The 26,971-nt window shown below is 37.1% G+C and carries 27 protein-coding genes; 2 read left to right on the top strand and 25 right to left on the bottom strand.

Annotated elements, in window-relative coordinates; all coding sequences use genetic code 11:
* Window positions 1-6 precede the first annotated feature (6 nt).
* The 23 genes from mraY to HMPREF3116_RS04460 all read right to left on the bottom strand — a co-directional run bounded on the left by mraY (window position 7) and on the right by HMPREF3116_RS04460 (window position 20,548).
* Window positions 7-954, bottom strand: a complete 948-nt coding sequence (mraY, locus tag HMPREF3116_RS04350; RefSeq protein ID WP_070467962.1) for a phospho-N-acetylmuramoyl-pentapeptide-transferase — start codon at window positions 952-954, stop codon at window positions 7-9.
* A 59-nt stretch (window positions 955-1,013) separates the two neighbouring features.
* Window positions 1,014-3,152 (bottom strand): peptidoglycan D,D-transpeptidase FtsI family protein, encoded by a 2,139-nt coding sequence (locus HMPREF3116_RS04355; RefSeq protein WP_070467963.1) that lies wholly within the window; start codon window positions 3,150-3,152, stop codon window positions 1,014-1,016.
* Window positions 3,152-3,592, bottom strand: coding sequence for a cell division protein FtsL (gene ftsL, locus HMPREF3116_RS04360; protein WP_070467964.1), 441 nt, complete (start codon window positions 3,590-3,592; stop codon window positions 3,152-3,154). The genes HMPREF3116_RS04355 and ftsL overlap by 1 nt, the downstream gene beginning before the upstream one ends.
* A 45-nt stretch (window positions 3,593-3,637) precedes the next feature.
* Window positions 3,638-4,588 carry a 16S rRNA (cytosine(1402)-N(4))-methyltransferase RsmH gene (rsmH, locus tag HMPREF3116_RS04365; protein ID WP_070467965.1) on the bottom strand — a complete coding sequence of 317 codons (951 nt, stop codon included), beginning with the start codon at window positions 4,586-4,588 and terminating at the stop codon, window positions 3,638-3,640.
* 60 nt (window positions 4,589-4,648) lie between these two features.
* On the bottom strand, window positions 4,649-5,080 hold the full coding sequence (gene mraZ, locus HMPREF3116_RS04370) for a division/cell wall cluster transcriptional repressor MraZ (RefSeq protein ID WP_070468014.1): 432 nt from the start codon (window positions 5,078-5,080) through the stop codon (window positions 4,649-4,651).
* A gap of 225 nt (window positions 5,081-5,305) precedes the next feature.
* Window positions 5,306-5,680 (bottom strand): DUF3397 family protein, encoded by a 375-nt coding sequence (locus HMPREF3116_RS04375; protein WP_070467966.1) that lies wholly within the window; start codon window positions 5,678-5,680, stop codon window positions 5,306-5,308.
* A 205-nt stretch (window positions 5,681-5,885) separates the two neighbouring features.
* Window positions 5,886-6,071 (bottom strand): 50S ribosomal protein L32, encoded by a 186-nt coding sequence (rpmF, locus tag HMPREF3116_RS04380; RefSeq protein ID WP_016897670.1) that lies wholly within the window; start codon window positions 6,069-6,071, stop codon window positions 5,886-5,888.
* Between the two features lie 26 nt (window positions 6,072-6,097).
* A complete protein-coding gene (locus HMPREF3116_RS04385) occupies window positions 6,098-6,655 on the bottom strand; it encodes a YceD family protein (protein WP_070467967.1) in 558 nt (185 codons plus the stop codon).
* Window positions 6,656-6,854: 199 nt separating this feature from the next.
* On the bottom strand, window positions 6,855-8,126 hold the full coding sequence (locus tag HMPREF3116_RS04390; protein ID WP_070467968.1) for a tRNA(Met) cytidine acetate ligase: 1,272 nt from the start codon (window positions 8,124-8,126) through the stop codon (window positions 6,855-6,857).
* 34 nt (window positions 8,127-8,160) lie between these two features.
* Window positions 8,161-8,928 carry a class I SAM-dependent DNA methyltransferase gene (locus HMPREF3116_RS04395; protein WP_070467969.1) on the bottom strand — a complete coding sequence of 256 codons (768 nt, stop codon included), beginning with the start codon at window positions 8,926-8,928 and terminating at the stop codon, window positions 8,161-8,163.
* A gap of 8 nt (window positions 8,929-8,936) precedes the next feature.
* Window positions 8,937-9,296, bottom strand: a complete 360-nt coding sequence (gene rsfS / locus HMPREF3116_RS04400; RefSeq protein ID WP_070467970.1) for a ribosome silencing factor — start codon at window positions 9,294-9,296, stop codon at window positions 8,937-8,939.
* Window positions 9,297-9,306: 10 nt separating this feature from the next.
* Window positions 9,307-9,921 (bottom strand): bis(5'-nucleosyl)-tetraphosphatase (symmetrical) YqeK, encoded by a 615-nt coding sequence (gene yqeK / locus HMPREF3116_RS04405; RefSeq protein WP_070467971.1) that lies wholly within the window; start codon window positions 9,919-9,921, stop codon window positions 9,307-9,309.
* Window positions 9,911-10,573 (bottom strand): nicotinate-nucleotide adenylyltransferase, encoded by a 663-nt coding sequence (locus HMPREF3116_RS04410; RefSeq protein ID WP_070467972.1) that lies wholly within the window; start codon window positions 10,571-10,573, stop codon window positions 9,911-9,913. Before HMPREF3116_RS04410 ends, yqeK begins: the two co-directional genes overlap by 11 nt.
* Window positions 10,574-10,589: 16 nt before the next feature.
* Complete coding sequence (yhbY, locus tag HMPREF3116_RS04415) at window positions 10,590-10,898, bottom strand: ribosome assembly RNA-binding protein YhbY (protein ID WP_083272761.1); 309 nt, start codon at window positions 10,896-10,898, stop codon at window positions 10,590-10,592.
* Between the two features lie 38 nt (window positions 10,899-10,936).
* Complete coding sequence (gene yqeH / locus HMPREF3116_RS04420; RefSeq protein ID WP_070467974.1) at window positions 10,937-12,064, bottom strand: ribosome biogenesis GTPase YqeH; 1,128 nt, start codon at window positions 12,062-12,064, stop codon at window positions 10,937-10,939.
* Window positions 12,057-12,587: a YqeG family HAD IIIA-type phosphatase gene (locus tag HMPREF3116_RS04425; protein WP_070467975.1), complete on the bottom strand. Its 531-nt coding sequence runs from the start codon at window positions 12,585-12,587 to the stop codon at window positions 12,057-12,059. The genes yqeH and HMPREF3116_RS04425 overlap by 8 nt, the downstream gene beginning before the upstream one ends.
* 215 nt (window positions 12,588-12,802) lie before the next feature.
* The gene (gene thrB, locus HMPREF3116_RS04430) at window positions 12,803-13,690 is read right to left on the bottom strand and encodes a homoserine kinase (RefSeq protein WP_083272762.1); all 888 of its coding nucleotides are present in this window, start codon (window positions 13,688-13,690) and stop codon (window positions 12,803-12,805) included.
* A 10-nt stretch (window positions 13,691-13,700) separates the two neighbouring features.
* The gene (locus HMPREF3116_RS04435) at window positions 13,701-15,014 is read right to left on the bottom strand and encodes a homoserine dehydrogenase (protein WP_083272763.1); all 1,314 of its coding nucleotides are present in this window, start codon (window positions 15,012-15,014) and stop codon (window positions 13,701-13,703) included.
* 50 nt (window positions 15,015-15,064) lie between these two features.
* Window positions 15,065-16,609 (bottom strand): Mur ligase family protein, encoded by a 1,545-nt coding sequence (locus HMPREF3116_RS04440; RefSeq protein ID WP_070467977.1) that lies wholly within the window; start codon window positions 16,607-16,609, stop codon window positions 15,065-15,067.
* A 126-nt stretch (window positions 16,610-16,735) separates the two neighbouring features.
* The gene (locus HMPREF3116_RS04445; protein ID WP_016897683.1) at window positions 16,736-16,963 is read right to left on the bottom strand and encodes a YkuJ family protein; all 228 of its coding nucleotides are present in this window, start codon (window positions 16,961-16,963) and stop codon (window positions 16,736-16,738) included.
* A gap of 138 nt (window positions 16,964-17,101) precedes the next feature.
* Entirely contained in the window at window positions 17,102-18,358 is a 1,257-nt protein-coding gene (locus HMPREF3116_RS04450; protein WP_070467978.1) for a glycosyltransferase, read from the bottom strand.
* A gap of 188 nt (window positions 18,359-18,546) precedes the next feature.
* On the bottom strand, window positions 18,547-20,280 hold the full coding sequence (gene ptsP, locus HMPREF3116_RS04455) for a phosphoenolpyruvate--protein phosphotransferase (RefSeq protein WP_070467979.1): 1,734 nt from the start codon (window positions 20,278-20,280) through the stop codon (window positions 18,547-18,549).
* A 1-nt stretch (window position 20,281) separates the two neighbouring features.
* Window positions 20,282-20,548 carry a phosphocarrier protein HPr gene (locus HMPREF3116_RS04460; protein ID WP_070467980.1) on the bottom strand — a complete coding sequence of 89 codons (267 nt, stop codon included), beginning with the start codon at window positions 20,546-20,548 and terminating at the stop codon, window positions 20,282-20,284.
* Between the two features lie 317 nt (window positions 20,549-20,865).
* Here HMPREF3116_RS04460 and HMPREF3116_RS04465 point away from each other — a divergent pair, with 317 nt between their 5' ends.
* Window positions 20,866-23,079, top strand: a complete 2,214-nt coding sequence (locus tag HMPREF3116_RS04465) for an ATP-dependent Clp protease ATP-binding subunit (protein WP_070467981.1) — start codon at window positions 20,866-20,868, stop codon at window positions 23,077-23,079.
* A 71-nt stretch (window positions 23,080-23,150) separates the two neighbouring features.
* Here the strand turns inward: HMPREF3116_RS04465 and HMPREF3116_RS04470 are convergent, their stop codons facing one another.
* Window positions 23,151-24,167, bottom strand: a complete 1,017-nt coding sequence (locus HMPREF3116_RS04470; RefSeq protein WP_070467982.1) for a YeiH family protein — start codon at window positions 24,165-24,167, stop codon at window positions 23,151-23,153.
* A gap of 109 nt (window positions 24,168-24,276) precedes the next feature.
* Here HMPREF3116_RS04470 and HMPREF3116_RS04475 point away from each other — a divergent pair, with 109 nt between their 5' ends.
* On the top strand, window positions 24,277-25,161 hold the full coding sequence (locus tag HMPREF3116_RS04475) for a LysR family transcriptional regulator (protein WP_070467983.1): 885 nt from the start codon (window positions 24,277-24,279) through the stop codon (window positions 25,159-25,161).
* A 152-nt stretch (window positions 25,162-25,313) separates the two neighbouring features.
* Here the strand turns inward: HMPREF3116_RS04475 and HMPREF3116_RS04480 are convergent, their stop codons facing one another.
* Window positions 25,314-26,888: a peptide chain release factor 3 gene (locus HMPREF3116_RS04480; RefSeq protein WP_168125788.1), complete on the bottom strand. Its 1,575-nt coding sequence runs from the start codon at window positions 26,886-26,888 to the stop codon at window positions 25,314-25,316.
* Window positions 26,889-26,971: the final 83 nt, after the last annotated feature.

Here is a 26,971-nt window from a genome sequence, read left to right on the forward strand (position 1 = left end):
TTTAAATTAAAAGAATAATAGGCCTACGATGGCTGTTACTAAGCCTACAGCCCAGAAGATGATGTCTACCTTCCATTCACTCCAACCAATCATTTCAAAGTGATGGTGGATTGGTGACATTTTAAATACTCGTTTACCGGTTAATTTAAATGAAGTGACTTGAATAATGACTGAAGCAGTTTCCACTACGTATACAAATCCAATTAATAATAGTGACCAAGGATTACCCAACATCACTGAAATAACAGCAAGTAATGCACCCAAGGCTAAGGATCCTGCATCTCCCATGAAAATACGTGCTGGTTTACGGTTGAAAAATAGAAAACCTAGTAAGCCAGCAACAATTGCGATACAAAATGCCCCTATTCCTCGTTCGCCCATTCCAAAAGCAATAGCAGCATAAGTTGAGAAAGAAATCACACCAAGTCCAGACGAAAGACCATCTAAACCATCTGTTAAATTAAAAGCATTTGAGAATCCGGTAATCCATAATAATAGGAAAACAAAAACGAATAATACGTTAGTGATTCCTGTTGTAAACGGAAATGGAATAGATACATGGAAAGTAATCATACGCATTAATAATACAATGAGGGCTGAACCGACGATTTGTAAAATTAATTTTTGTAGTGAAGTTAGACCTTCATTTTGTTTTTTAAAGATCTTTAAGAAGTCATCAGCAAATCCAATGCCACCAAAGAAAAACATCGTACCCACTAACAGCCATACTTCACCTCGCCATTGGCCGGTGATTATAGACCAGATGAATAATCCAACTAAGGCTGCAGATAAGAAAACTACTCCCCCCATAGCTGGTGTCCCAGATTTAGCCTTATGCCAAGCTGGTCCTTCATCTCTTGTGATTTGTCCAAATTGTTTTTCGCGCATAAATTGTATGAAAAACGGCATGCCTACTAACGTTAAAACTAAAGTAGTAATAAAAAGTAATACCATTATTTTTCCTTTCTCTTTCCTAAACAACTGTAGTAAATGTTCATTTTCTTTTTTATTATTTATGACTCAGCTAATTGTAACACAATCGTCTTGTTGTTATTGACCTGTTCTCCAACTGCTATTGACTGGCCGACAACAAGCCCTTCACCTTCAAGTTGGACTTCTACACCAAGGAGAGAGCCCAATGCTTGACTAGCTGAAGCATTCAGTCCAGTAAAGTCTGGCATAGTTGGATTTGAATCATCCGACATCAAGAAAATTGGTTGTGTTACAGATACTTCTTCATTCACTGCTGGTGTTTGACTGATAATATTTTCACCATTACCAATCACTTCAACATTCACAAAACTAGCATCTGCTAGTGTTTGTTGAGCATCACTTACCGTTAAGCCTTCTACATCTGGAACCGTTTCAGAAACCACCGACTCGCTATCACTTAAAGCATTATATTCAAGTGCTCGTGTTAATAGCGGTGTGTAAATTTTTGTCATCATATCGCTAGCTGTAGTTTCCAGTTTTTTCGGCTGTTCTACTGTAATATATAGAATATATTGTGGATCTTCACTAGGTACAAATCCCACTACAGAATATAGGTATTTCGTTAAGCCTGCTTCATATGTGTTGGTTTCTAGATTGAAAACTTCTGCGGTACCAGTCTTAGCAGATACTGTATAACCATCCAAATCATAAGCCGCTCCGGTACCTGTATCTGCGTATACAACAGATTGCAAGTACTCCAATGTCTTGTTGGCTGTTTCTTTTGAAATTGGAGATGATACTTCTTCTGGTTCAACAACTTGCATTTTACCGTCTTTTTCATAACGGTTCACAAGTTGCAATTTCATCATCTTACCGTCATTCGCAATTGAAGTGAAAGCTTGCATCATTTGGTAAGGTGTTACATAGATCCCTTGACCAAAACCAGTTGTCACCTTATCAGCTTCATATTCATAGTTCATTGAGCCACTTGCTTCATTGGCGAAACCTGATCCCGTTTCTTGAAGTAAACCGAACTCGCGGATATAAGATTCCCAAACATCAAACCCCATTTCTTCTACTAAATGGATCATTAGCGTATTAGATGACTGTGACAATCCTTCTAATTCAGAAATGACACCCCAACCAATACCATTATAGTCAGCTATTGTAGAATCACCCATGGTCACTGGACTTGAATCATAAAATGCATTCGGATCAAAAACGCCCTCTTCAATCGCAGCTGCAACTGTAAGTACTTTAATTGTAGAGCCTGGTTCATAAGCTTTTTCAACTAATAAATTTTGCCACATATCATCAATACCTTCCTTAGTTTCTAAGTTAAAGGTTGGTCTCTGTGATGCAGCAACAATTTCACCAGTTTCTGGTTCTACTAACATAGCGGTCATTGAAGTAGGGCTATATTTTTCATAGACTTCTGACATCAAGGTTTCTAAATAAGTCTGCAATCTAGAATCTAGCGTCAGGTAAACATCTGAGCCATCGGTAGGTTCTTCTTCAACCTGCCCCGTGCCACTTAACTCCGCATTTGTAGAACTTGATTGATAGGATTTACGACCATTGCGCCCTTTTAAAGTATTATCCATTGATAGTTCCAAGCCCATTTGTCCAGTTAATCGACTATCGATAGCTGATTTTGCTTCCATATATTCCGCATAACCAATAAGGTGTGAAGCAAATACACCATTAGGATACATTCTAGTTGGTGTTTCATTAAACATAATCCCTGGTAATCCTTGATCATCAATCGCTTTCATCTCAGCATAAGTTAAATCTTGTCCTGCTGTACCAAACTCTACTTGTGAAGCATCTTTAGTATTTAACCTTTCCAAGATTTCATCTTGTGAAAGATCAATATACTGCGACAATACTTGAGCTGTTTTTTCTTTATCTACCACATATTGCGGATCTTCTTGTTCAGACCATGCATCCGTTAAAACAGCGTATAATGAATAAGAAGTAGCATCCATTGCCAAAGGAAGCCCACCTACATCATAGATGGTTCCACGCTGCGCTGACAATATGCTACTTCTATCATAGAGGTTTTGAGCCTGTGTGGATAAATCTTGACCGTTTACAGACCCAAAAACCATTATTTGTGTTAAACGAATGCCAAATATGAGTAGTAAAAAAACTGTTAAGCCCATCATCGCTCTAATTGTTTTTTTGCGATTCTTTTTAAGTTTTTTACTATCTTCCATTATTCCACATTCCTTATATTTTCTTCATTCATATCTAACCCTTGATCTTCAGCAATCTTAACCACACGTGAATAGTTCGATAGCTCATGAACTTCTTGAGTCAAATTCTCTTTTTGTACGCTTAATTCTTCTGCGTTTTGTTGCACTTCTTGTAACTGTTGTGATGCTGCATTTACATTTGCACGCATAATGGTAACCCCTAATAGTCCTGAAATCATCACTAGAAAGGCTACTGTCATCATCACTTTTTGTAACATTGAAAATCTTACTTTTGATTGACTTTTACTTGCCGGTATACTTGTTGGAAGTGCCGTCATTGCTTGCTTCACTTCTACTTGTTGACGTTCTTCAGGGTTAGCCGGAATATTTGGAATAGCTTTTTCAGCTGGCATAGCATTCATTCTAACATTTACTTGATCTTGTAATAGGAATATTGCCATAAATACTGCTCCCTTCTATTGGCTGTCCGCCTTTTATCAATTGTTCTATTTAATTCGTTCGATTATACGTAACTTAGCACTTTGTGCTCGTGAATTGTGTGCTAATTCTTCTTCGCTGGCATAAATAGGTTTTCTATTAACCAATTTAAAAGGCGCTTCAATATCGGCATTGATCACAGGTAAGTTAGCTGGTAATTCTTCACCTGTTGAAGCATCTTTAAACATTTGCTTCACAATACGGTCTTCTAGTGATTGGAAAGAGATTGTAGACACTCGCCCACCAACATTTAATAAATTCAAAGCTTGCTCTAAGGAATCTTCAATTGCACCTAATTCATCATTTACTGCAATGCGAACTGCTTGGAAAATCCTTTTAGCCGGATGGCCACCTTTACGACGAGCTGGAGCAGGAATCGCTTCCTTGATAATATCTACCAATTCTCCTGTACGTGTAATGCGATGGTCAGCTCTTCTTTGCTCGATTTTACGTGCTATTTGCTTAGAGAATTTTTCTTCTCCATAGCGGTAAAAAATACGCACAAGATCATTAAAATCCCATTCATTAATAATCATTTCTGCTGTTAACAGTTGGGTTTGATCCATTCGCATATCAAGCGGGGCATCTTGGTGATATGAAAAACCACGTGCTATCTCATCTAATTGCGGTGAGCTAACCCCTAGATCATATAAGATACCATCTACACCGGTAATACCCATTTTTTTTAATTCTGATTGAATATGTCTGAAATTACTATGAACAAGTGTAACCTTGCCACTTTCAATCTCTTTAGCGAACACTTTTTCAGCATTGCCAATGGCCACTAAATCCTGATCAAATGCAATTAAACGACCTTCATCAGATAGGCTTGCTGCTATTTTTGAACTATGCCCAGCCCCCCCAAAAGTACAATCAACATAAATGCCATCAGGTTTGATTGCCAATCCGTCTACTGATTCGTTTAATAACACTGAGATATGATGGAATTCATTTGCCATTCTTCTGCCATCCTCTTCTTCTATAATTCTTTATCTCTGTAAAGTTCATTTATGATTTTATTAAAGTCCAAAATCTAACATATCTTCCGCAATTTCTTCAAAACTTTCCTCTATTTCAGAAGAAACATTTTCCCATTTCTCTTTCGACCAAATTTCAATTCGGTCTGAAACACCTAGCACTAAGCATTCTTTCTCTAGATTTGCGTAATTGACAAGGGTTGTTGGGATGTTGATGCGTCCTTGTTTATCAATTTCAGCTTCTGCCGCTGCAGAATAGAAAAAACGTGTAAATGCACGTGCTTCTTTTTTAGCTAGCGGTAGTTGTTTTAACTTCTCTTGAATTTTCTCCCAATTATCTAAAGGATAACCAAAAACACATCCATCTAAACCGCGTGTAATGACAAATTTAGAACCTAAATCCTCACGCAATTTTGCTGGAATGATGATTCGCCCTTTGGCGTCGATATTATGTTGGAATTCTCCCATTAACATCATTTATCACCTTCTGTGCCTAACCTTAACCTTTATTGTTTTTAGTCTACCATATCTCCCCACTTTTCACCATATTTCCCCAAATTTTTGCATTATTTTTATAAATTTTGTGGAAAAGTCTATTTTTATGGTTTTTCACAAAAAAAAGAAGTTTTAAAACTGATTTTCAACAGGTTTAAAACTTCTTTTTGTTATTGTTCTAATCAATATGATATTGTACACAATTCACATAGTTACAACTTGAATAATACGACCAATCGTCACAACGACATAAATGATAAAACTAATTGAAAAAGCTATATTGGCTAACATTCGATAGAATTTACCTACCACGATTTCTTCATTTTTAATCCATCGCCACAGCAATACCCCAATCGCTAGAAGTGCAATTATAACTACTAGATGAGGAATAATTGAATAGAATAATAATGCTCGAGAAATAAAGTGAAGGCAAACCAATAAAATTGGAAACACAACATCAATCGGTGCAAATTTGATATGTTTATTGAAGTAGAGGTATGGTTTTCCATATGTACCCACAAGCAATAAAGTTACAATGGGTAATAGATAAAATAGTAATTCACTCCATTTAAAAAACATTTCAAGCAACCTCTCCTTTTTTATTTTCTATATCAATCATTCATTAATAGTAGCTAAGATAGATTAGAATGTCTAGAATAAATCAAAAAAGGCACTAACCAAAAGCGGTTAATGCCCTTTTAATTATATATAATCAAAGTAAACCATTAAGCCTTTCACATATTTATTATGTGTCCATACTTAATAAATCTTGTGCTAAATAAAATTATTCAGCTGCTGCGTCAGTCATTACATCTTTACCATCGTAGAAACCGCAGTTTGCACATACATGGTGAGATTTACGTAATTCACCACAGTTAGGGCATGCGTTCATTCCAGGTACTTCTAATTTGTAATGTGTACGGCGTTTGTTTTTTCTTTGTTTAGACGTTTTACGCTTTGGTACTGCCATCATTACACCTCCTAATTAAATATCAATTATGCTTCATCCGACGATTCTGAATCTTTAAACAGATCTTGAAGTTTCGCGAATTCAGGATTAATAGCTTTCTCTTCATCGCGTTCAGCTTCAAACTCTGCTTGACTTACAACTCGCCAGTCATTCCCTTCAGGAAACGCATCATCTGCCTCTTCCGATTCAGTTAAAATCTGAATTGGTAGATTTAAAAGAATGTTGTCACGGATAGAATTTCGTAAATCTAATGTATAGCTATCCATATTTAACTGTACAACATGTTCTTCATCGACAATATCTGTCTCCCAACCGTCTTCAATGAAACGTTCGGAAACTGGTATCTGTAGATCCAACACTACCGGCTCTAAAGACCGTGTAGATGGCATCGTCATTTTTAGTGCTAATCGTAATTGTGTCAATACTGTATGTTCTTCATAGAGAACCATACCCTCTACTGAAACAGGTGACATATCGATCAAGTCAGGTATTACTGCCTTCATCTGTTCTTTCATATCAACTGATTCTTGAATCATCATTGGTTGAGATGCGATTTGACGCAACTCTTGAATAGACCATTTCATTATTGACCACCTAATAAGCAACAAGAAAAATTATACTAAGTTTATACCTATTTGTCAATGTTTTTTCCTTGACAAGGGTGTTAAATTAAACTCATTACCACTTTTTGATTATAATATTTATAAGATGAAACGCACTTACCCATACTACTAGGTTCCTATCAAAAAGTAAACTATTTTTCTCCTGCTCCCTTTCCTTTTTTTATTTCGTAAATATTGGCGGATGATTGAAATTTTGGTTTCCAATTTGTGGTTTTAGTATTTCATACATCCGGTCAACCTTCAACCACATTGGCCAGTTTTTTTCACTCGCCTGGTCCACACGACTCACCAATTGCCACGAACACTCTGTATCATTCAAACTTCCCTTAATTGTTTTCAAGTAAGCGCGCCCTTTAGCCGTTGCCCCAAGCAACATCAAAGGTTGTTTATGTCCTGGTGAAAGTACTGTTTGCATATCTTTCTTGTGAATATTTAAAGCAACCATTAAAGCCGTTCGCTGTATCCGATTTGCTGACCAATTGCGATTTTTCACTTGGTTCACAAAATCCGCAAAACTATCCACCTGTTTAATGGCCTCAATCATCCGGTGTTCCATACCACCTACCATTTGGTAGATATTACTAAGCTCATCAGCTGAACCAGTTAACAAACGATATCGTAAATATGGGAATAAGTCACTCCAAGATACCAACCGGTTTTCATCATTAGCTTTACGCAAAGATTCAGCCATCAGACTCGGCACCATTTTATTCAGCGTATGAATATTTTCCTGTTCTTTTAAATCTTTCGTCAAGAGATAGTGACGAATAGCTGAACCCGATGTGTACACTTGGTCATTTTCCAACAGGTGTTCTTCCTTAACCACAGCTAAACGATGGTTATCGCCAATTCGCTTGATTGGTATCATATTCAAAGGTGTTGGTAATTCAGCATTCACCTTGGCATAAGCAAAAGCGAGCAATGTATTCGCATTTTCTTGGAAACGAATGTTCAAGGCGGCTAATGTAGGATATGTTTTTTGTAGATGTTGAATAGCAGCAATCCGTTGCTCAGCAAAAGAAAGATTCTCCATATGTGAAACAGCCTCATCAGCCGCCACCACTTCACCTGGATGGTTAACCATCCATTTCGCCAACTGTTCGTAATCTACAAAGTAGTCATCCTCAACACCAAAGGAAATTGCACGACAGCCTAAAGCAGCTAACGCATTTACACCGCCTTTTGCAAAATAGTCAGCTGGCTGAGTGGCATACCAAAATGGTAATTCTATTACTAAATCACAACCATTATCCAATGCGACGGCTGCCCGGTCCCATTTAGATATCATGCTTGGTTCGCCACGTTGGACATAGTTCCCTGACATTACACCAACTACAATATCAGCCTTAGCTTGTTCTTTTGCTTTTTTGATCTGATAGGCATGGCCGTTATGGAACGGATGCCATTCTGCAATAATTCCGACAGCTTGCATAGGGTCACCCCTTTTGTCAATCTATGATATTGGTTTATTTCTCTGCTGAGAAGAATATACGCTTAGAATTGGTGCTTGGTGCTTCTTGTGTGAAATCGCTTGTTACCCTAATATTCTTAAATCCAACCTGGGTTAAGATATTCTGATATTCTTCAATCGCTAGTGTTTGTTCATAATGCATTTCTTCAAATCGTTGATAGTATTGATCTGCTTCATTTTGGACGAATACATTAATCGTATGATCAATAGTATTTTTGCCACGAAATTGATCTGATGTCCAAGTAAAGACAGCATCATCCCACTCAACAACAAATGAACTTTCTGGATAGATTTCATTCATTTGATATACGGAGTGGACATCAAACATAAATAGGCCGCCATCTTGCAACTGTTGATAGATGTGTGTAAAGGTTGTTTTAACAGCCTCGGCATTTTGTAGATAATTAAAAGTGTCACAGAAGCAAGAAATGACTGTTGCCTGATTTTCTAATTCAAAACTTGTCATATCATCTTGCCAGAATGTTAAGTCTAATTTGGCTTCTTTGGCATTTTTAATAGCTGCATTAACCATCTTCTCTGATAGGTCTAATCCTTTAATAGCATAGCCTGCCTGAGCCATAAGGATCGCAAACTGACCGCCTCCCGCACCTAAATCTAACCAAAAATCTTGGTCGTCTAAATACTTGCCAAAAGCTTGAATCGTATCTGTAGCATAGGTAAACCAAGATAAGTATAGACTGTCATCAAACAAGATTTCGTAAACATCAGCGAATACGTCATATTGTTGTTGATTATCTGTCATAATGCGCCCTAGCTAATCCATTCTTCGATATTTACTAACGGTGCTTCGGACCACATTTTTTCTAAGTTATAGAAGCCTCGTTCTTCAGTAGTAAATACATGAATAATTACGTCGAATGCATCGATTAAAATCCAACGATTACCATCTTGGCCTTCGATACCTTTGACTTTAAAATCAGCTTCTTCAATTGCTTCTTCTACTGCTTCCACAATTGCTTTTACTTGACGGTCATTACGACCTGACATAATGACAAAGTAGTCTGCCATTGGGGTTATATTTGCAACATCCAATGCTACGATATCTGTCGCTAATCGGTCATCTGCGCCTCTAACAATAGCTTCTAATAATACTTCACTTTTTTTAGTCATATAATCTCCTTTATTTCTCTTTACGATGATAATTTTTCACCCAATCGTTATAGATTAAGATAGTTTCCGGATATATTTGTCGTCCTGATCTCACTAGATGCGTAATAGACTGTTTAATTTTAAAATCAACAGCTGCATCCAAGTCAGTTTTGGCTAATTTACGAGCCTTTTCAACACCTTTGAAATCTCGACCTGGTTCAATATAATCAGCAATAAATAGGATTTTTTGGTCTAAGGTCATCTCATAGCCTCCAATGGTGTGAATCCAAACAGCCTTTAAAATGTCTTCATCCTTGACGTTAAATTGCGTATCTGCAATCATAGCTGCTAATGGGCCGTGCCAAATGGCAGACCCATAATTTATCCATTCCGGATCATAACCCGGATAGTCTTTAAAAGTCAGTAGGTGTTTTTGACTATCATCTTTTGCATAGTCATGCAATAAGGCTGCTATACTCGCTTTATCCACATTAGCTTCTGGATATAATTCAGCTAATTCAATGGCTGTTTGCTCGACGCGGAGGACATGGTTAAAGCGTTTATTAGTTAAACGAGCTTGTAACAACTCTTCAAGTTCTTTTCGCGTAATTTGAATTAAATCTTGATTCAGTTCTCTAGCTTTCATGCGGTTGATATAACCCCTTTTCTAGAATATAGGCTGCAACGGATGCTGGCGTTAGATAGCGAATAGATGCTTGTTCAGCAACTGCTTTTCGTATACTTGTTGATGATACAGTCATCCTCTCAGCATCTATGAATATCAGTGGATAGTCTGTTTCATTTCGGTAACCCTCACGCCCAACGCCTACAAAATGAACCATTTTTATCAGGTCATTTATTCTATGCCATTTAGGCAAATCTTCAATCATGTCAGCACCAATAATAAAATAGAACTCATATGTTGGGTATAAGGTTGTCAAAATCTCCATTGTATCTACTGTGTAAGATTTTCCAACCCTATCTAATTCAATACCCTCAAGTCGAAAATGTGGATTGTCTTCAATGGCTAACGCGATCATATCCACTCTGTAGGCATCCGCGAGCGTTTCTTTACTTTCTGCATGTGGTGGTTTTTTATTTGGCATAAACCAAACTTCATCTAACTTTAATTTATCATAGACTTGTTCCGCCATTAATAAGTGCCCATTATGAATCGGATTAAAAGTGCCCCCTAAGATACCAATACGCTTGTGAGGATTATCTTCAAATGCTAATTCTGTCTCTGGGTCATTTATTAAACGAACATGTTCTTGATTTAGAAATGATACCTTTGCCACGACTTGCCTCCTGTAATTAACCTAATGCTTTAACTTGAGCTGAAATTTCTTGATATTTCGCTTCTTGAGAAGGTCTATATAAAGTAATCACTCGGCCGATTGTTTGTACAACAAAAGCATCTACAGCTTCAGCGATTTCTGTTGCAGCTTCAGTCGTTTCTTCATCAGTATTTTGTAAAAGGTGTATTTTAATCAGTTCTCGTTTTTCTAAGACCTCATCAATTTGCACCATAAATTCTTCTGATAAGCCATTTTTACCGATATTTGCTACAGGATTTAAATGATGTGCTTCTTTGCGTAAAAATTTCTTCTGTTTATTGTTCAAAATAACGGTCTCCTTTCATTTGGTTATTTTCAAGCTATTTAAATTAATTTTTCTCTAGTAATAATATCGATTCCTTTTGGTACATAGACAGCAACTTGAACAGGGGCGCTCACTGACACCCAGCCTAAGCCTGGATATACGATATCTGTTGGCTTTTTAATTGAGAATTCTTTTCGTACAAGCTCTGGGAATTTATCCGTATTCTCTGGATATGGTGGTTGTAAAATCCCACCTAGATGTTCTTGATAAAACGCATCTGAACCAGCTAATTTACGGCGGTGAGTTTTGATTTGACTAGACATGTATACGGTAAAGGATGTGCGTTCACCTGCAATAAAATCTAATCTAGCTAAACCACCAAAAAATAAGGTTTGTTCTGGATTTAATTGGAATGTCATTGGTTTGATTTCTTTATTTGGCAAAGCATCTACCAATTCTTTCCCTTCTAAGATGGCGGTCATTTGACCTGGATTAATAATTCCCGGTGTATCAATTAAACTAGCTTCACTATTCTCAGTATCATCAAAAGGTATGTCGATTAAATCTAAAGTTGTCCCAGGAAACTGACTCGTTGTGATCACATCCGCTTCAATTCCAGTCGCTTGTAGAATACGATTAATCAACGATGACTTCCCAACATTTGCCATACCAATCACGTATACATCGCGTCCCTCACGCATTTCATCTATTTTAGCCAACAGATCATCAATATTGGCACGTTTTTTAGCAGATGTCAGTATTAAGTCATCTACTTTCACACCGTTATCTTTTAAATATTTACGTAACCAATTTTCAATCCGGCTGTGTTTTACTGCCTTTGGTATAGCATCCATCTTATTGGCAACCATTAAAATCGGATTGCTACCAGCAAAACGGTTTAATCCATTAATCAAAGAACCTGCTACGTCAAAGATATCAATCACATTCACAATTAATGCATCTTTTTCACTAAGGGTATTCAAGATAGCTAAAAATTCATCAGCCGTTGTTGAAACCTTTTCCAAGGTATTATAGTGACGCAATTTAAAGCAGCGCTGACAGTATAATAAGCCTGATTCAATACCTTTCTGATAAGCAGTTTGCGGTGTATAGCCGCGTTTGTCTGGTTGAACTGTCTGAATTTCCGCGCCGCAACCAACACAATACAATGTTTCTTCGTTAGACAATATTATTCCTCCACTTCAAATCAGGATGATTCTTTTCTAGTCTCTTAAATAAGATTTTTTCAATTTTACGATTTAAACGGGTCCAAACCAAGTCTGTCTCAACTAATGGCATCACCAAGATACTGCGAATACCTAGACGGTTACCGCCAAAGACATCTGTTAAAAGTTGATCGCCAACAATGACTACTTCATCCTGACTCACACCTAGCTTTTCAATCGCACGTCTAAACCCTTTACGCGAAGGTTTTTTTGCATCTGAGGTAAAGAGTACCCCTAATTGATCAGCAACACGTTTTACGCGACCATGACGGTTATTAGATAAGATTACAACAGGTATGTCCGCTTCTTTCATACTTTTTAACCAAGCACGCAACTCTGGTGTACCATCAGGGTTATTCCATGCAATCAAAGTATTATCCAGATCAGTGATCACACCCTTAATATTGTGTTTCACTAATTGATCTGGTGTTAATTGATAGATACGTTCTATCATCCAGGTTGGTGTAAAATAATCTTTTTTCATGCCGGCCTCCCTTATTTTCATGAATAGTATATCATAAGCAGCCCCTCGATTCACTTATCCAAATATACTTAAGCCTTTGTTTCTCTCGCTTTTCTGACGCGGATTTTACCGCTAGATAAACTCGCATAACACGTCATTATCCAAATAGTAAAGCAATAAAAAATGCTACGGGCATATCAGTCAGACATGCTCGTAACATCATCAATCGTCTAAAATCATATCTCTTCTACTATAACCCCATCTTGGGCAAAGTCAAGTGTCATTATTTCAGCATCAAGATTTAATTGCTGAATGTTTTCAACAATCTGAGTAGAAGCGCTAGCTTGAACTAGCGTCATAATTGTTGGACCTGCACCTGATAAGTAAGTTCCAAAAACACCATCAACACCTAGTAACTTCTGCCGGATCTGTCCTAGTTCAGGGACAAGTTGTGCTCGGAATGGTTCATGGAATTGGTCCATTTCCATCAGAGTGCCTACCGCTTCAATATCCCCTTCTAGTAACTTACTAACGAATACATTTCCAATACCATTCGCCCGCACTGCATCAGCAAATGACAATTCTTTGGGTAAAACAGCTCTTGCTTCTTTTGTCAGCAACTCACGGTTTGGAACAGTAGCAATGAAGTGTACATCTTTTAATACTGATTTAGTCCACAATACATGAGTTAAATCCGTTGCAACTGATACTACAAGACCACCAGCTAAGGCAGGCGCAATATTATCTGGATGACCCTCAATTTCATTCGCCATATTTATTTTATCCGCCATTGACCAATCAGCATTGACTAGTATTTCGGCAATAGCAATCCCTGCTACAATGGCTGAAGACGATGACCCTAATCCACGTGCAGTTGGGATATCACTAAACATTTTCAAATGATGCGGTTGCGCATCTGGTGCAAAACGTAGAATAGTCACAATAACCATATTGTTCTCATCATGAGGAATACTGTCACCTAATTCATGGTCAATTTGCCACCTATCAGTAGGGCCTAGAATATCAATCGTTAAATAAAGATTGACCGCAACCCCAATAGAGTCAAATCCCGGTCCCATATTGGCAGAGGTTGCTGGTACTTTTACGCGAATTCTTTCTACCATTACAGGTCACCTACTTCGCTTCAGGTAATACAGAGTAGTAAGAAATTAAAGTTAATTCAGGATTGTCCTGTGTAGCTCGATTAATTTGTTGTAGTTGAGCTTGTGACATTTCATGCGTTACCACAACAATTTTCGCAGTCGTATCGTCAGAAGTTGGTTCTTGGAATACCTTGTCTAAACTTACCTTAGCATCATCGAAAATTTGTACAAGTTTAATAAACTGCCCCTGCTTATCTTCTGTTTCAAAGTGGAAGAATCCGACAGATTGGATATCTTCTGCCCTTTTCCAAGTTGCTTCTTGACTATAATTAGCGAATGGTTGGCCAGTAGTTTCAGTATGGATATGTTGACCAATCGCCATAATGTCTGATACTACCATAGCACCTGTCGGCAATTCACCAGCACCAGGACCATAGAACATCATTTCACCTGTCGCTGCTCCCTCTGTGAAAACAGCATTCATTTCATTACGCACTGTAGACAATGGGTGAGTTTTAGGGACCAACGTTGGGGCTACTTCTGCATATACAGTGCCATCTTCAAAATTTGCCCGACCAATTAATTTAATGACATATCCTAGTGAGCTAGCTACTTGAATATCTTGAGCTGTGACATGACGAATCCCTTTAACCGGAATCGTATCTAAGTCGACTGTTACCCCAAAAGCCATTTTTGTTAAAATAACAATTTTTCGGGCGGCATCTAACCCATCTACATCACCAGATGGATCTGCTTCTGCTAATCCTAACGCTTGGGCTTCTGCTAGCACCTCATCAAACCCACGACCTTGTTCTACCATCTTTGTCAAAATGTAATTCGTTGTACCGTTGACAATTCCTGAAACAGAGAACAATTTATCTGATGCTAAAGGCGTTCTTAGACTATTTAAGATTGGTATACCACCAGCAACTGCCGCTTCATATAAGAAATCTAGTTGGTGATGTTGTGCATATTGAATTAAATCTTGCCCGCGTTTAATGGCTACTAGGTCTTTATTAGCAGTCACGATATGCTTACCGGCGCGCAAAGCGGATTCAATACAGTCTGCGGCAAATGATGTCCCCCCCATTGCTTCTACAACAATATCGATATGTGGGTCATTGATGACATCATTGAAATCAGTTGTCAATTGAATGTCTTCTGGTAAGCCAGGATGTTTAGCTTTCGATTTTTCAATATCACGGACAAAAATTTTACTTACTCGGTACTGAATACCTTCTGTATCTGACATTTTTTGCGCATGTTCGTGCATGATTTTGGCTACGCCACCACCGACAGTTCCTAGACCTAGTAATCCAATATTTATTTGCTTCAAATTTGCCACCTCTTTAGTTCATTGTATTTTATCATGTATATTTCATGATATTCTCATAATTAAATTCTACCCTTAAATTCATAAAAAGCAATCAATTGTTGAACATATTCAAAATCCGGTACATAAAACTCATCTCGTCCATTGATTTTGATTGTATCCTCTGACCCTTTCCCAGCTACAACAATAGTCGTCGGCTTCCCTGATGCTATAGCATCTTTATAAGCCATATAAATCGATCCTGTTCGATCTAAATTGCTTCTTACCTTGGCTGTCGGATTCATCTCATAAATGGCCTCTTCAATTTCAGCCATGATCTTATAAGCATCTTCAAAATTTGGATCATCACTCGTTAAGTAAATTTCATTCGTATTCAAACCAGCCACGTGCCCCATGTCAGGTCGTCTATTTTCAGCTTTACCTCCGGCTGAACCAAATACAATCCGAAGATCATTGTCAGGCGCCATTTCTTTTACAGATGAGAATAACTCCTCAAAAGAAATTTTATTATGAGCAAAATCAACCACAAAGGTCAATTGATTATCCTGACTTCTGTATATTTCCATTCGTCCGTCTGTTTTCGCTTGCCCTAATGCTTGTTGAATAGTTGACCATGCCACATCATTTTCTCTAGCAATGGCTGCTGCCACTAACGCATTGTTGATATTAAAGTGACCCAGTACATTTAATTTCATAGGAATCGTTTTACCCTGATTGCGGATCATAAAGTGTTGCGTTGCATCGTTAATGGTCAATTCATCAGCAAAATAGTCTGCTGTTGGATTCTTACGCGATACAGTTACAATGCGCTCAATATTTTTAGCAGATTTGGCTGCTTTTAAAATATCCTCAAAGTGATCAGTATCTTCATTGATAACTGCTACTTTACCATGTTCAAAAATCTGTAATTTTGATTGGAAGTAATCAGTAAAGGTTGGATGTTCAACTGGTGAAATATGGTCTGGTGAAATATTTAGAAAAGCAACTACGCGCATTTGTACATCATCAACCCGGTGATATTTTAAGGCTTGGCTAGATACTTCCATAGTCGCACGCGTGACATTATGGTCTCGCATTGTTGCCAACATTTCATATAAATCCATAGCTTCGGGAGTTGTCAAAGTCGATGGCGTCTTTTCTAGTCCATCATAATTGAATGTAGATGAAATAAAGCCTGGTAGTGATTGCGCTTTTTCTTGACTATCTAAAGTCAATATCTGGTTCACAAAGCCTGCTGTTGTCGTCTTTCCTTTAGTTCCTGTAATACCAGAAATTGTGACGTCTTGCCAAGGGGATTGATAAAAGAAATTGGCTAACTTAGCCATTGCAAGACGAATATCTTCTACAATAATACCTGGAATAGCCACTCCATAATCTTGTTCAGCTAGGTAAGCAACCGCACCTTGGTCAATAGCATCATTAAGATAGGACGTTTTGAAGTTCATCCCTTTACAAATAAATAAGGTATTCGCTTTGACTGCACGTGAGTCGAAAGTAATATAGTCAATGACCACATCATCTATTATTTCTTCTTGTGTAATAGTTGTTGCGTCATCGTTACCTTTAAAAAAATCTATTAGGCGTGCTAATTTCATTGAATCTGACATGTTAAACTCCCTCTACTCCATAAATAAAAAAGGATCGTGATGCCACGACCCTCTATACGACACAGAATGTCTGCCATATTGGTTGTTCTAGTAGGTTTCCCCACTTTAATCAAAATAATGCGTTAATTATTGAATTAACTCGTAAATTTCCATTGCAACTAAGTCAATGTCATCAAATTGGAAAGTTTCGTTGATTGTTAAGTCTTCTAATTCAAAGCTTTCAGACTCTTTGTTAAAGCGTACAATACACTTCTCAACGCCCTCTTTTTCAAAACGACGTACTTCGATTTCTGAGTCATCAGAAAGCATCGCTTTTAATCGGGTAATAATTGCTTCTAATCGAGATGATTGCATAATAATCTCCTTTCGCCTTCTTATCTTTGTCATTTTAACACTCTTTGAGTGAATAAAAAACCATTAACTGCTTAAGAAATAAATTTATTTCAACTCAGGCTTTTCATTATTAAAGGGTGTAAAAATGCCAGAATTCATTTAGTCATCTTTTTTACGTATATAGAAGGACGGAAAATACTTATCGGCCCATTTTAAGGGCTTATGTAATTCGGCAAAAGTAGACGAAAGATATACACTACGTCCAATTAGATTCCTCGGTTTCTCGGACTGTAATTCAATCATATACTGATAGATATGATATAAATCTTCATAAAATGCATCAGCTGATACATGATAGATCAATGGTGCCAATCCTTCTGTATAAGCCTCTTGTGCTTGCAGAACATCTATTACTGCATGAGGGAAGTCTGTTACTTTGGATAACAAATGTCCAAATGGTGCGATAGCTTCAAGTGTTGCCAAATAAGGTGTTTTCATAGCGATAACCGGTAAATGATTTGTGATAGCCTCTATGAAGGTTAAGCCCTGTGTTTCTGACGTAGACAAGTTCACATAGACATCTGCTGCTTGATATAAGACATTCACCTCATCATGCAATACGAATCCTGGATAAATGATCTTATCTGTCAAACCCATTTCTGCTGTCAGCTCTTTTAACTCGTCTAACTGTGGTCCATCACCAGCTAACATCAATTTAGCATTTGGAATTCTCTCCAACACCTGTGGTAATTGCTTGATAATCGCAATTAAATTCTTTTCCTCAGCGATACGGTTGATAGATAATAATAAATATTCATCTTCCTCTATTCCCCAACGTTCTCTAAAGCTAGTAAGTTGGTTTGGATCAAGTTCTTTAGGTAATTTAACACCAGTCGCTAAGACATGGATGGGCTTTTGAATCTGATAGTCACGTAGTACTTCTTTCATTTGCTCACTAGGTGATATCACTAAGTCTGCTTGATCACAAAAAAGCTTGGACAAGTGAACGACTGTCTTTCGAGAAATTAACTTGCCATTTAAAATGTAGTGTAGATATTTCTCATACCATGTATGGTATGTATGCACAAGTGGAATCCGCATATAACGCGCTACACTTACCCCCATCAATCCCATAGAAAACTCTGTTTGAGTATGGACAATATCAATTTTTAATTCTTTACATTTACGATAAATAGATGCAAAAGATGGAATGGCTACCCGTCTATCTTTAAAAAATAAAAAAGGTACAGATTCATAGCGAAAGACATGGTTTTCATCTTCGGCTTTTGGATCTGAAGTGGTAAAGATATACACTTCATGGCCATTATCCTCAAATGTTTCTTTTAATGTTTGAATTGATGTAGCGACTCCACTCACTTGTGGAAAGTAAGTGTCAGTAAAAATCGCGATATTCATCTAAACACTCCTTAGATGCTTTTTATAATAATCCTATCATAACAGAAACGAACTTATTTAAAAATCATCTGCGTCTAAGTAAATATTAAAGAATACTATTAGACAGCAAACAATCTGACTAGGTAAAGCATAAAAAACCTCACCAAGAGGATTATCTTAGTGAGGTTTATTTTATTCGGTTTTAGATATTATAGATCAGCTAATTCTGGTACTGCATCTTTAATGAACGCTTCAGCTTCATCTGAAGTCGTTGCTTCAGTAACCACTTTGTTTGCTAAATCAGCCATTTCTTTTGAATCTAATTTAGAAATTAATGATCTGATTTTTAGTACAGAAGATGCAGACATTGAGAATTCGTCTAATCCCATTCCAACTAATAACGGTGCTGCCATTGGTTCTCCGGCTACTTCACCACACATACCAGTCCATTTGCCTTCTTTATGACTTGCATCAATAACGTTTTTGATTAAACGCAATACAGATGGGTTAAATGGTTGATACAAGTATGAAACATGTTCGTTCATACGGTCAGCTGCCATCGTATATTGGATTAAGTCATTCGTACCAATTGAGAAGAAGTCAACTTCTTTAGCAAATTGATCAGCTAGTACTGCTGCTGCTGGGATTTCAATCATAATACCCACTTGGATATTATCTGCAACTTCAACACCTTCAGCTTCTAATTTAGCTTTTTCTTCCTCATAAATTGCCTTTGCAGCACGGAATTCTGCTACATTAGAAATCATTGGGAACATGATGCGCAATGTACCGTACACAGAAGCACGTAATAAAGCACGTAATTGTACTTTTAATAATTCTGGTTGTTTTAATCCAATACGAATTGCACGATAACCCAAGAATGGATTCATTTCTTCTGGCAATTGTAAGTAAGGTAGATGTTTGTCCCCACCAATGTCCATTGTACGAACAACAACTGGACGACCATTCATACCTTCTAACACAACTTTATAAGATTCAAATTGTTCATCTTCAGTTGGCATTTCATCTGAATCCATGTATAAGAACTCAGTACGGTATAAACCAATCGCTTCAGCCCCATTTGAGTGTACACCTTCTAAATCTTTTGGTGTACCAATATTAGCAGCAATTTCGAATTTCTTACCGTCTTTTGTTAGCGTTTCAGCATCCTTAAGTTTTTTCCATTCAGCTTTACGCGCTAAGAAGTCAGCAGCAATTTTTTCATAAGCTGCAATCGTTTCATCATCAGGGTTTACAATGACATCTCCGTTTAATCCATCAACAATTACCATATCGCCATCGTTAATTTCTTTAGAGATATTACCAGTACCAACAACTGCAGCAATCTCTAATGAGCGAGACATGATCGCAGAGTGAGATGTACGACCACCGATATCAGTTGCGAAACCTTTAACAAATTGGCGGTTTAATTGCGCTGTATCACTTGGTGTTAAGTCATATGCAACAACAACCACTTCTTCATCGATAGTTGAAAGGTCAGGTATTTTAATACCTAATAAATGCGCTATCAAACGGTCAGTAACATCTTTAATGTCCGCTGCACGTTCTTGCATATAAGGATTATCTTCCATGCCTTTGAAAATTTCAATGTAGAAGTCAGCAGTTTGACGTACAGCAGATTCTGCATTCAATGCGTCATCATCAATTTTTTGTGTATAAGCTTGTTGCAATTCTGGATCCTCAAGGACCATTAAGTGCGCATCAAACACTTGTGCTTCTTCTTCCGATAATGATTTAGATGCAACCGCTTTAATCTTTTCGATTTCTACTTTTGAGTCGGCTATAGCTTTTGCTAAGCGTTCTTTTTCTTGTTGTGAATCGTTAGATTTTGAAATTTCAAAACTTAAATCAGGTTCTTCAACTAAGAACGCTTTAGCGATGGCAATGCCATCGCTAGCCGCGATTCCTGTTAGCTTCGTCATATTATTCTGATAACCCTTCGTTTTTCATAGTATCAGCAATTGTTTGGATTGCTTCTTCTTCATCGTCACCTTCAGCAGTGATCACAACATCAGAGCCTTGACCTACACCTAAAGACATTACGCCCATGATAGATTTCAAGTTTACAGATTTACCTTTATATTCTAGGTTAATATCTGAGTTGAATTTGCTTGCTGATTGCACCAATAAAGTTGCCGGACGTGCGTGGATACCAGTTTCAGCTGTAATGTTAAATTCTTGTTTTTGCATAATCAAAAATCTCCTTTAAAATGTTTTATTTATACCTTTATAGATAGGCAAGAGTTATTATAGCTTATCTATTCGCAAAGTAAAATGTCACAAAATAGACTATACCATAATTAGAAAACTCTTTCATTAATAATTTACCAAAAAAATAGCGTTTCCACAAGGTTTTTCACTCGAATTGTAGGGGAATCATTTTATTTAAGCCTTTTAGTTGAAAGTCAAAATTGGTCAGAGTATAATGATGGTATAAGCAGTAATGAAATTATACTGCGAAAAATCTCAATGCTACTTAGAGAGCTTTAAATAAAGGAAGTGTTTATATGTTATGTCAAAACTGTGGCGAACGTGACGCTGTCATTCACGTATACGCAAATGTGAATGGTCGACGTGAAGCAGTAAACCTCTGCCAAACGTGCTACGCACAGTTAGCCCATGGAAATCAAGCTAAAAATATAAATAATAATAATAATCAATCTTTCGGTGGCTACAACTTTGATGACTTATTACGTAAGATTCAGCAACAAGGTTTTGGCGCTAATAGTCAACCTAATGCTCAAACTCAAGCTGGTAATGGTGGAAATAATGACAATTCAATTTTAGGTAATTACGGTACTAATTTAACGGACCAGGCAAAAGCTGGCCTTATCGACCCTATTATTGGTCGTGATGATGAAATTATCCGTGTAATTGAAATCTTAAATCGTCGTACAAAAAACAATCCTGTTTTAATTGGGGAACCGGGTGTAGGTAAAACTGCAGTAGTAGAAGGTTTAGCTCAGAAAATCGTTGAACATGCCGTACCTGAAAAGTTACGTAATAAAGAGGTCATTCAACTAGATGTTGCATCTTTAGTTCAAGGTACTGGAATCCGTGGCCAATTCGAAGAAAAAATGCAACAATTAATGAACGAAGTAAAAGAAAATAAAAATATCATTCTCTTTATTGATGAAATCCATGAAATTGTGGGTGCTGGCTCAACAGAAGGCGGCTCTTTAGATGCGGGTAATATCTTAAAACCAGCTTTAGCTCGTGGTGAACTACAATTGGTTGGTGCAACCACATTAAATGAATTTAGAAAAATTGAAAAAGATGGTGCCCTTGCTCGTCGTTTACAGCAAGTTATGGTAGCTGAACCTTCAATTGAAGAAACATTAGAAATTATTAAAGGGATTCAAGAAAAATATGAAGGTTTCCATAATGTAAAATATAGCGATGAAGCTATTGAAGCAACAGTACGCTTATCAGACCGGTATATTACCGATCGTCAATTACCAGATAAAGCGATCGACTTATTAGACGAGTCTGGTTCTAAGAAGAATTTAACTATCCCCTTCTTAGATAGAGAATCATTGAAAACTCAAATTGATGAATTAACCAAACTAAAAGAGATGGCTACAGAAGCTGAAGATTATGAAAAAGCTGCGTACTATCGTGACCAGCTAAATAAATACCAAGATATGTATGATAGCAATCAAAACATTGCTGAAAAAACACCTACTATTAATGCTAGCGACATACAAGCTATTATTGAAACCAAAACCGGTATTCCAGTTTCAGACCTACAAGAATCCGAGCAAAATCAATTGATTCATCTAGATGAAAACTTAAAACAACACGTAATCGGTCAAGATGATGCAGTAGAACAAATTGCTAAAGCTATTCGGCGAAATCGTGTTGGTCTAGGACGACAAGACCGCCCAATCGGTTCATTTATGTTCGTTGGACCTACCGGTGTAGGGAAAACTGAATTAGCCCGTCAACTAGCAATTCAATTATTTGGTCGACACGAAGCTTTAGTGCGTTTTGATATGTCTGAATATATGGAAAAACATGCTGTGTCTAAATTGATTGGTTCACCTCCTGGATACGTAGGTTATGACGAAGCAGGACAATTAACAGAACAAATTCGTCGTCAACCTTATTCAATCATCCTTTTAGATGAAATCGAAAAAGCCCATCCGGATGTATTGAATATTTTCCTTCAAATCATGGAGGATGGTCGCTTAACCGATGCTCAAGGTCGAACAGTATCCTTCAAAGATACCCTGATTATCATGACCTCAAATGCAGGTTCAGACGGTGTTGAAGCGAGTGTTGGTTTTGGTGCAAGCAAACAAGGCAAACAACAAAGTGTCATGAATAAAATTGGCGATTTCTTCAAACCTGAATTCTTAAACCGTTTTGATGCGATTATTGAATTCCAACCATTAACTAAATCCGAATTGATTATCATTGTTGACCTCCTATTGGACAACATGAATGCGTTACTTGCTAACCAAGATATTCATGTAACCGTTGATGACAAAGTGAAAGAACGTCTAGTCGAATTGGGTTACGATCCAAAACTTGGTGCTCGTCCATTAAGACGTGTTATCCAAAGTCAAATAGAGGATCAAATTGCTGATACCTATCTAAAAAACAGTGACCTTCACGAAATTCATTTCACAACAAATACTGACGATGAAATTATCGTAAGTGCAAGTGAAAATGAAAACTCAGCAAACTTAGAATTAGACGATAGTACAACTGAATAAACATAAAGAAAAGGAATTGTGGCTTCGTCGCTACAATTCCTTTTTTATAAATAAAATTTATGCTTTTGTTGTTAGAAGTGGTTTGTTAGGAATAAAACTACAATGGCAACAACGACTACTAGTGAATCGACTACAAAGCCTAGGATCATCGGTTTAGGACCAATTTTTTGAATATCTTTAAAGCTAGTCGTTAATCCAATTGCAGATAAGGCCATGATCATGCTGAATTTTGATGCACTTGAAATAGATGGTGCAATAGTATCCGGTATAATACCAGTACTTCGTAGAACCACAACGACTAAAAATAAAATGATGAAATAGGGAAATATTTTTTGTAAATCAACAGGTGTGTGGTGGTTTGTGCCCTGCGCCTTATTTTCTAGTCGTTCATTAATAACAGAGAAAACAAGCACATATGGGATGATGAATAACGTACGTGTGAGTTTTACAATAACCGCTACGTTCCCACCAAGTTGTGAGAAAGCATAACCAGCAGCTACCACCGAAGACGTGTCATTCACCGCAGTACCAATCCAATGACCATATCCTGTATCAGACATCCCCAGCGCAATCCCTATCCATGGAAAAATAATTACAGTAATAATATCAAAGATAAAGGTCGCAGAAATTGCATAAGTAATATCTTCATGTTTTGCTTTTATAACAGGCCCAACCGCTGCCACAGCTGATCCTCCACAAATCGCAGTACTCACTGCTAATAAATTTGTTAGCTTCCAATTTACCCCAAAAAACTTACCAATCAAGTTACCAACACCAAAGGCTGTCGACATTGTAAATATCATTAAAAACAGTGCATATTTTCCAACATCCCACACTTCAGCAAAGTTCAGATTCACGCCCATCAAAATAATTCCTAATCGTAGGATTTTCTTTGATGAAAAAATAACCCCTGAATATAGCTGTTGATGTTTCATGAAGAAAGGATTTAATGCCATCCCAACTAGCAGAGCCATCACAGTCGCACCAATGATATCACCTGGTAATAAGCTACTCAGCGCTATGGCTATCACTGCAACTAAGGCACTCAGTAATAAGCCTGGCATAAGATTTTTCCCTTTTTCTATCATAATTCTCCTCCAAATCATTATTCATATCTTGAATATATCATAAGGTTTCCATAAAATATAATTATCATATTTTATATTTACATAAATAATTATTATAAGGATGGTGGGTATGCTAGATAATCGTTTACAAACTTTTTTAACCCTTTGTGAGCAAGGGAATTTTACTAAAACAGCTGAAATATTAAACATGACTCAACCTGCTGTTTCGCAGCATATACAATATTTAGAAAACTACTATCAAATCATCTTAATATCTGAAAAAGGTAAAAACTTCTCGCTTACTGAAGAAGGTAAAGCTCTTCAACAATATATCAAGTTATTAAAAGCAAATGCTGAACGTATATTTCCATTGCTCCACCGCGTAAAAGATAAGGTTTATCCTCTACACTTTGGTGCAACCCTAACCATTGGTGAATATACTATGCCGCCCATTTTACATAAGATATTTGAAGAAAAACCTGCTACAAATATTTCAATGTTTGTCGAAAACACCCATATTCTACAAGAGATGCTTTGGGAGGGAAAGATTGACTTCGCTCTATTAGAAGGCCATTTCAACCAGCAGGAATTTGAACATAAGTTGATTTCAAATGAAGAGTTTATCGCTATCTGTTCGCCTGAAAATATCCTAGCAAAAAAAGCCATTCTTTTAGAAGATTTACTTGATCAGCAACTTATTTTACGGGAGCCAGGAAGTGGTACACGTGATATTTTAGAACAAGCTTTATATAACCAGAATCTTCATATTGACGACTTTACTGGCAGAACTCAAATCACAAATATGAATGTCATTAAAGCTTTATGCCATCAAAATATGGGTATCACCTTTATGTACCGTGAAGCTGTGAAAGAAGAATTAGTAACTGGTTATCTTGTTGAAATTCCATTAGTGAACTTTAATATTCAACATCCCTTTAATTTCGTTTACTTAAAGGATGCACCTGACAAACAGCAAATCGAATCTTGGTTTGAAACAATTGTGCGTCTAAGATAGTACTCAGTCTTGCATACCTACACAATAATAGTCCTATTCATAAGGATAGGTCATTAGCTAAACTACACAAAAAACCACTACATGATCACAACATAAATTGTAATCGTTTAGTGGTTTTATATGGCTCATTTATTGTTATAGGAAACTATCGCCTACAGTAAAGTTTCCAAATGTACATCCGGATACTTTCCTTGGAACCAATTTACGGCAAAAGTATTCTCGAATAAGAATACTGGGTTTCCATGGATGTCTTTACATAGTAAGTTACGACTTGATGACATCTTAGGATCTAATTCTTCCTCAGAAATCCAACGCGCAATCTTATTACCCATTGGTGACATATCTACTTCAGAATTATATTCATTTAATAAACGGTATTGGAAAACTTCAAATTGTAGTTGACCAACAGCACCAATAATGTATTCTTCAGAATGCCATGTTCTATAAAGTTGAATTGCACCCTCTTGTACTAATTGTTGCATACCTTTATGGAATGATTTTTGTTTCATCACATTTTTAGGTGAAACTTTCATGAATAATTCTGGTGTAAATTGCGGTAATGGAGGGAAAGCAACGGCTTTTTTACCTGTATAAATAGTATCACCAATTTGGAAGTTACCAGTATCATATAAACCGATAATGTCTCCGGCTACAGCCTTTTCAACGTTTTCTCTAGAATCAGCCATAAATCGCGTGGTATTATTTAATTTAATTTTCTTGTCTGTACGGGTTACTTTAACATCCATACCTTCTTCAAACGTACCTGATACAATACGTACAAAGGCGATACGGTCACGGTGACGCGGATCCATGTTAGCTTGGATTTTAAAGATAAAGCCAGTTAATTCAGTATCGGTTGGCTCAACTTCTTCACCTTCATCAACAGTATCCACTGCTGAAGGTGCTGGCGCAAAATCAACAAAAGCATCTAGGAAAGTTTGCACACCAAAACCAGTTAAAGCCGATCCGAAGAATACTGGCGTTAATTCACCAGCAGCAATTGCTTCTTTGTCAAAGTCATTACCAGCTTCACGCATTAGTTCTGCATTTTCCAATGCTTCAGTATAAATTGAAGATTCTTTGAACTTATAGTCACCTTCAACTTCGCCCGCCTCATTTAAAGGAAGAAAATCATTGTCTCCATTCTCTTCAGGGTGGGTTAATTCAACGCGATTGTTGTAGAAGTCGTATAAACCTAAGAATTGTTTCCCCATACCCATTGGCCAGTTCATTGCATAGGCATCAATAGCTAAAACTTCTTCTAATTCAGCAACAAGGTCCATTGGTTCACGACCATCACGGTCTAATTTATTCATAAAGGTAAAAATTGGAATTCCACGCATACGACAAACTTGGAATAATTTTTTCGTTTGTGGTTCAATCCCTTTACCCGAATCAATCACCATCACAGCCGCATCTACAGCCATCAAAGTACGATATGTATCCTCTGAAAAATCCTCATGTCCCGGCGTATCAACCAAGTTAATTTGGTAGCCATCGTAGTCTACTTGCATCACTGATGAAGTAACTGAGATTCCACGTTGTTGTTCGATTTTCATCCAGTCTGATTTAGCAAATTTGCCTGATTTCTTCCCTTTAACAGTACCAGCTTGTCGGATAGCACCCGAATATAATAATAATTGTTCTGTAATTGTCGTTTTACCAGCATCCGGGTGGGAAATGATGGCAAAGGTGCGACGTTTTGCTACTGCTTGTTTTAAATTCATCCTATTCATCCTTTTTTCTTTATTTTATCAACTATCTATATATCTTCTCATTGACTATATGTTAGTCATATTATTTGGTTCAA

It is taken from the genome of Aerococcus sp. HMSC10H05 (assembly GCF_001806975.1).
GTDB classification, from domain to species: Bacteria; Bacillota; Bacilli; order Lactobacillales; family Aerococcaceae; genus Aerococcus; species Aerococcus viridans_B.

Bases quoted from the DNA above. Each gene is read 5' to 3' on its own strand.
- mraY (WP_070467962.1), bottom strand. From the start codon at position 954: ATGGTATTACTTTTTATTACTACTTTAGTTTTAACGTTAGTAGGCATG.
- HMPREF3116_RS04355 (WP_070467963.1), bottom strand. From the start codon at position 3,152: ATGGAAGATAGTAAAAAACTTAAAAAGAATCGCAAAAAAACAATTAGA.
- ftsL (WP_070467964.1), bottom strand. From the start codon at position 3,592: ATGGCAATATTCCTATTACAAGATCAAGTAAATGTTAGAATGAATGCT.
- rsmH (WP_070467965.1), bottom strand. From the start codon at position 4,588: ATGGCAAATGAATTCCATCATATCTCAGTGTTATTAAACGAATCAGTA.
- mraZ (WP_070468014.1), bottom strand. From the start codon at position 5,080: ATGTTAATGGGAGAATTCCAACATAATATCGACGCCAAAGGGCGAATC.
- HMPREF3116_RS04375 (WP_070467966.1), bottom strand. From the start codon at position 5,680: ATGTTTTTTAAATGGAGTGAATTACTATTTTATCTATTACCCATTGTA.
- rpmF (WP_016897670.1), bottom strand. From the start codon at position 6,071: ATGGCAGTACCAAAGCGTAAAACGTCTAAACAAAGAAAAAACAAACGC.
- HMPREF3116_RS04385 (WP_070467967.1), bottom strand. From the start codon at position 6,655: ATGAAATGGTCTATTCAAGAGTTGCGTCAAATCGCATCTCAACCAATG.
- HMPREF3116_RS04390 (WP_070467968.1), bottom strand. From the start codon at position 8,126: ATGCAAGCTGTCGGAATTATTGCAGAATGGCATCCGTTCCATAACGGC.
- HMPREF3116_RS04395 (WP_070467969.1), bottom strand. From the start codon at position 8,928: ATGACAGATAATCAACAACAATATGACGTATTCGCTGATGTTTACGAA.
- rsfS (WP_070467970.1), bottom strand. From the start codon at position 9,296: ATGACTAAAAAAAGTGAAGTATTATTAGAAGCTATTGTTAGAGGCGCA.
- yqeK (WP_070467971.1), bottom strand. From the start codon at position 9,921: ATGAAAGCTAGAGAACTGAATCAAGATTTAATTCAAATTACGCGAAAA.
- HMPREF3116_RS04425 (WP_070467975.1), bottom strand. From the start codon at position 12,587: ATGAAAAAAGATTATTTTACACCAACCTGGATGATAGAACGTATCTAT.
- thrB (WP_083272762.1), bottom strand. From the start codon at position 13,690: ATGGTAGAAAGAATTCGCGTAAAAGTACCAGCAACCTCTGCCAATATG.
- HMPREF3116_RS04440 (WP_070467977.1), bottom strand. From the start codon at position 16,609: ATGTCAGATTCAATGAAATTAGCACGCCTAATAGATTTTTTTAAAGGT.
- HMPREF3116_RS04445 (WP_016897683.1), bottom strand. From the start codon at position 16,963: ATGCAATCATCTCGATTAGAAGCAATTATTACCCGATTAAAAGCGATG.
- HMPREF3116_RS04450 (WP_070467978.1), bottom strand. From the start codon at position 18,358: ATGAATATCGCGATTTTTACTGACACTTACTTTCCACAAGTGAGTGGA.
- ptsP (WP_070467979.1), bottom strand. From the start codon at position 20,280: ATGACGAAGCTAACAGGAATCGCGGCTAGCGATGGCATTGCCATCGCT.
- HMPREF3116_RS04460 (WP_070467980.1), bottom strand. From the start codon at position 20,548: ATGCAAAAACAAGAATTTAACATTACAGCTGAAACTGGTATCCACGCA.
- HMPREF3116_RS04465 (WP_070467981.1), top strand. From the start codon at position 20,866: ATGTTATGTCAAAACTGTGGCGAACGTGACGCTGTCATTCACGTATAC.
- HMPREF3116_RS04470 (WP_070467982.1), bottom strand. From the start codon at position 24,167: ATGATAGAAAAAGGGAAAAATCTTATGCCAGGCTTATTACTGAGTGCC.
- HMPREF3116_RS04475 (WP_070467983.1), top strand. From the start codon at position 24,277: ATGCTAGATAATCGTTTACAAACTTTTTTAACCCTTTGTGAGCAAGGG.
- HMPREF3116_RS04480 (WP_168125788.1), bottom strand. From the start codon at position 26,888: ATGAATTTAAAACAAGCAGTAGCAAAACGTCGCACCTTTGCCATCATT.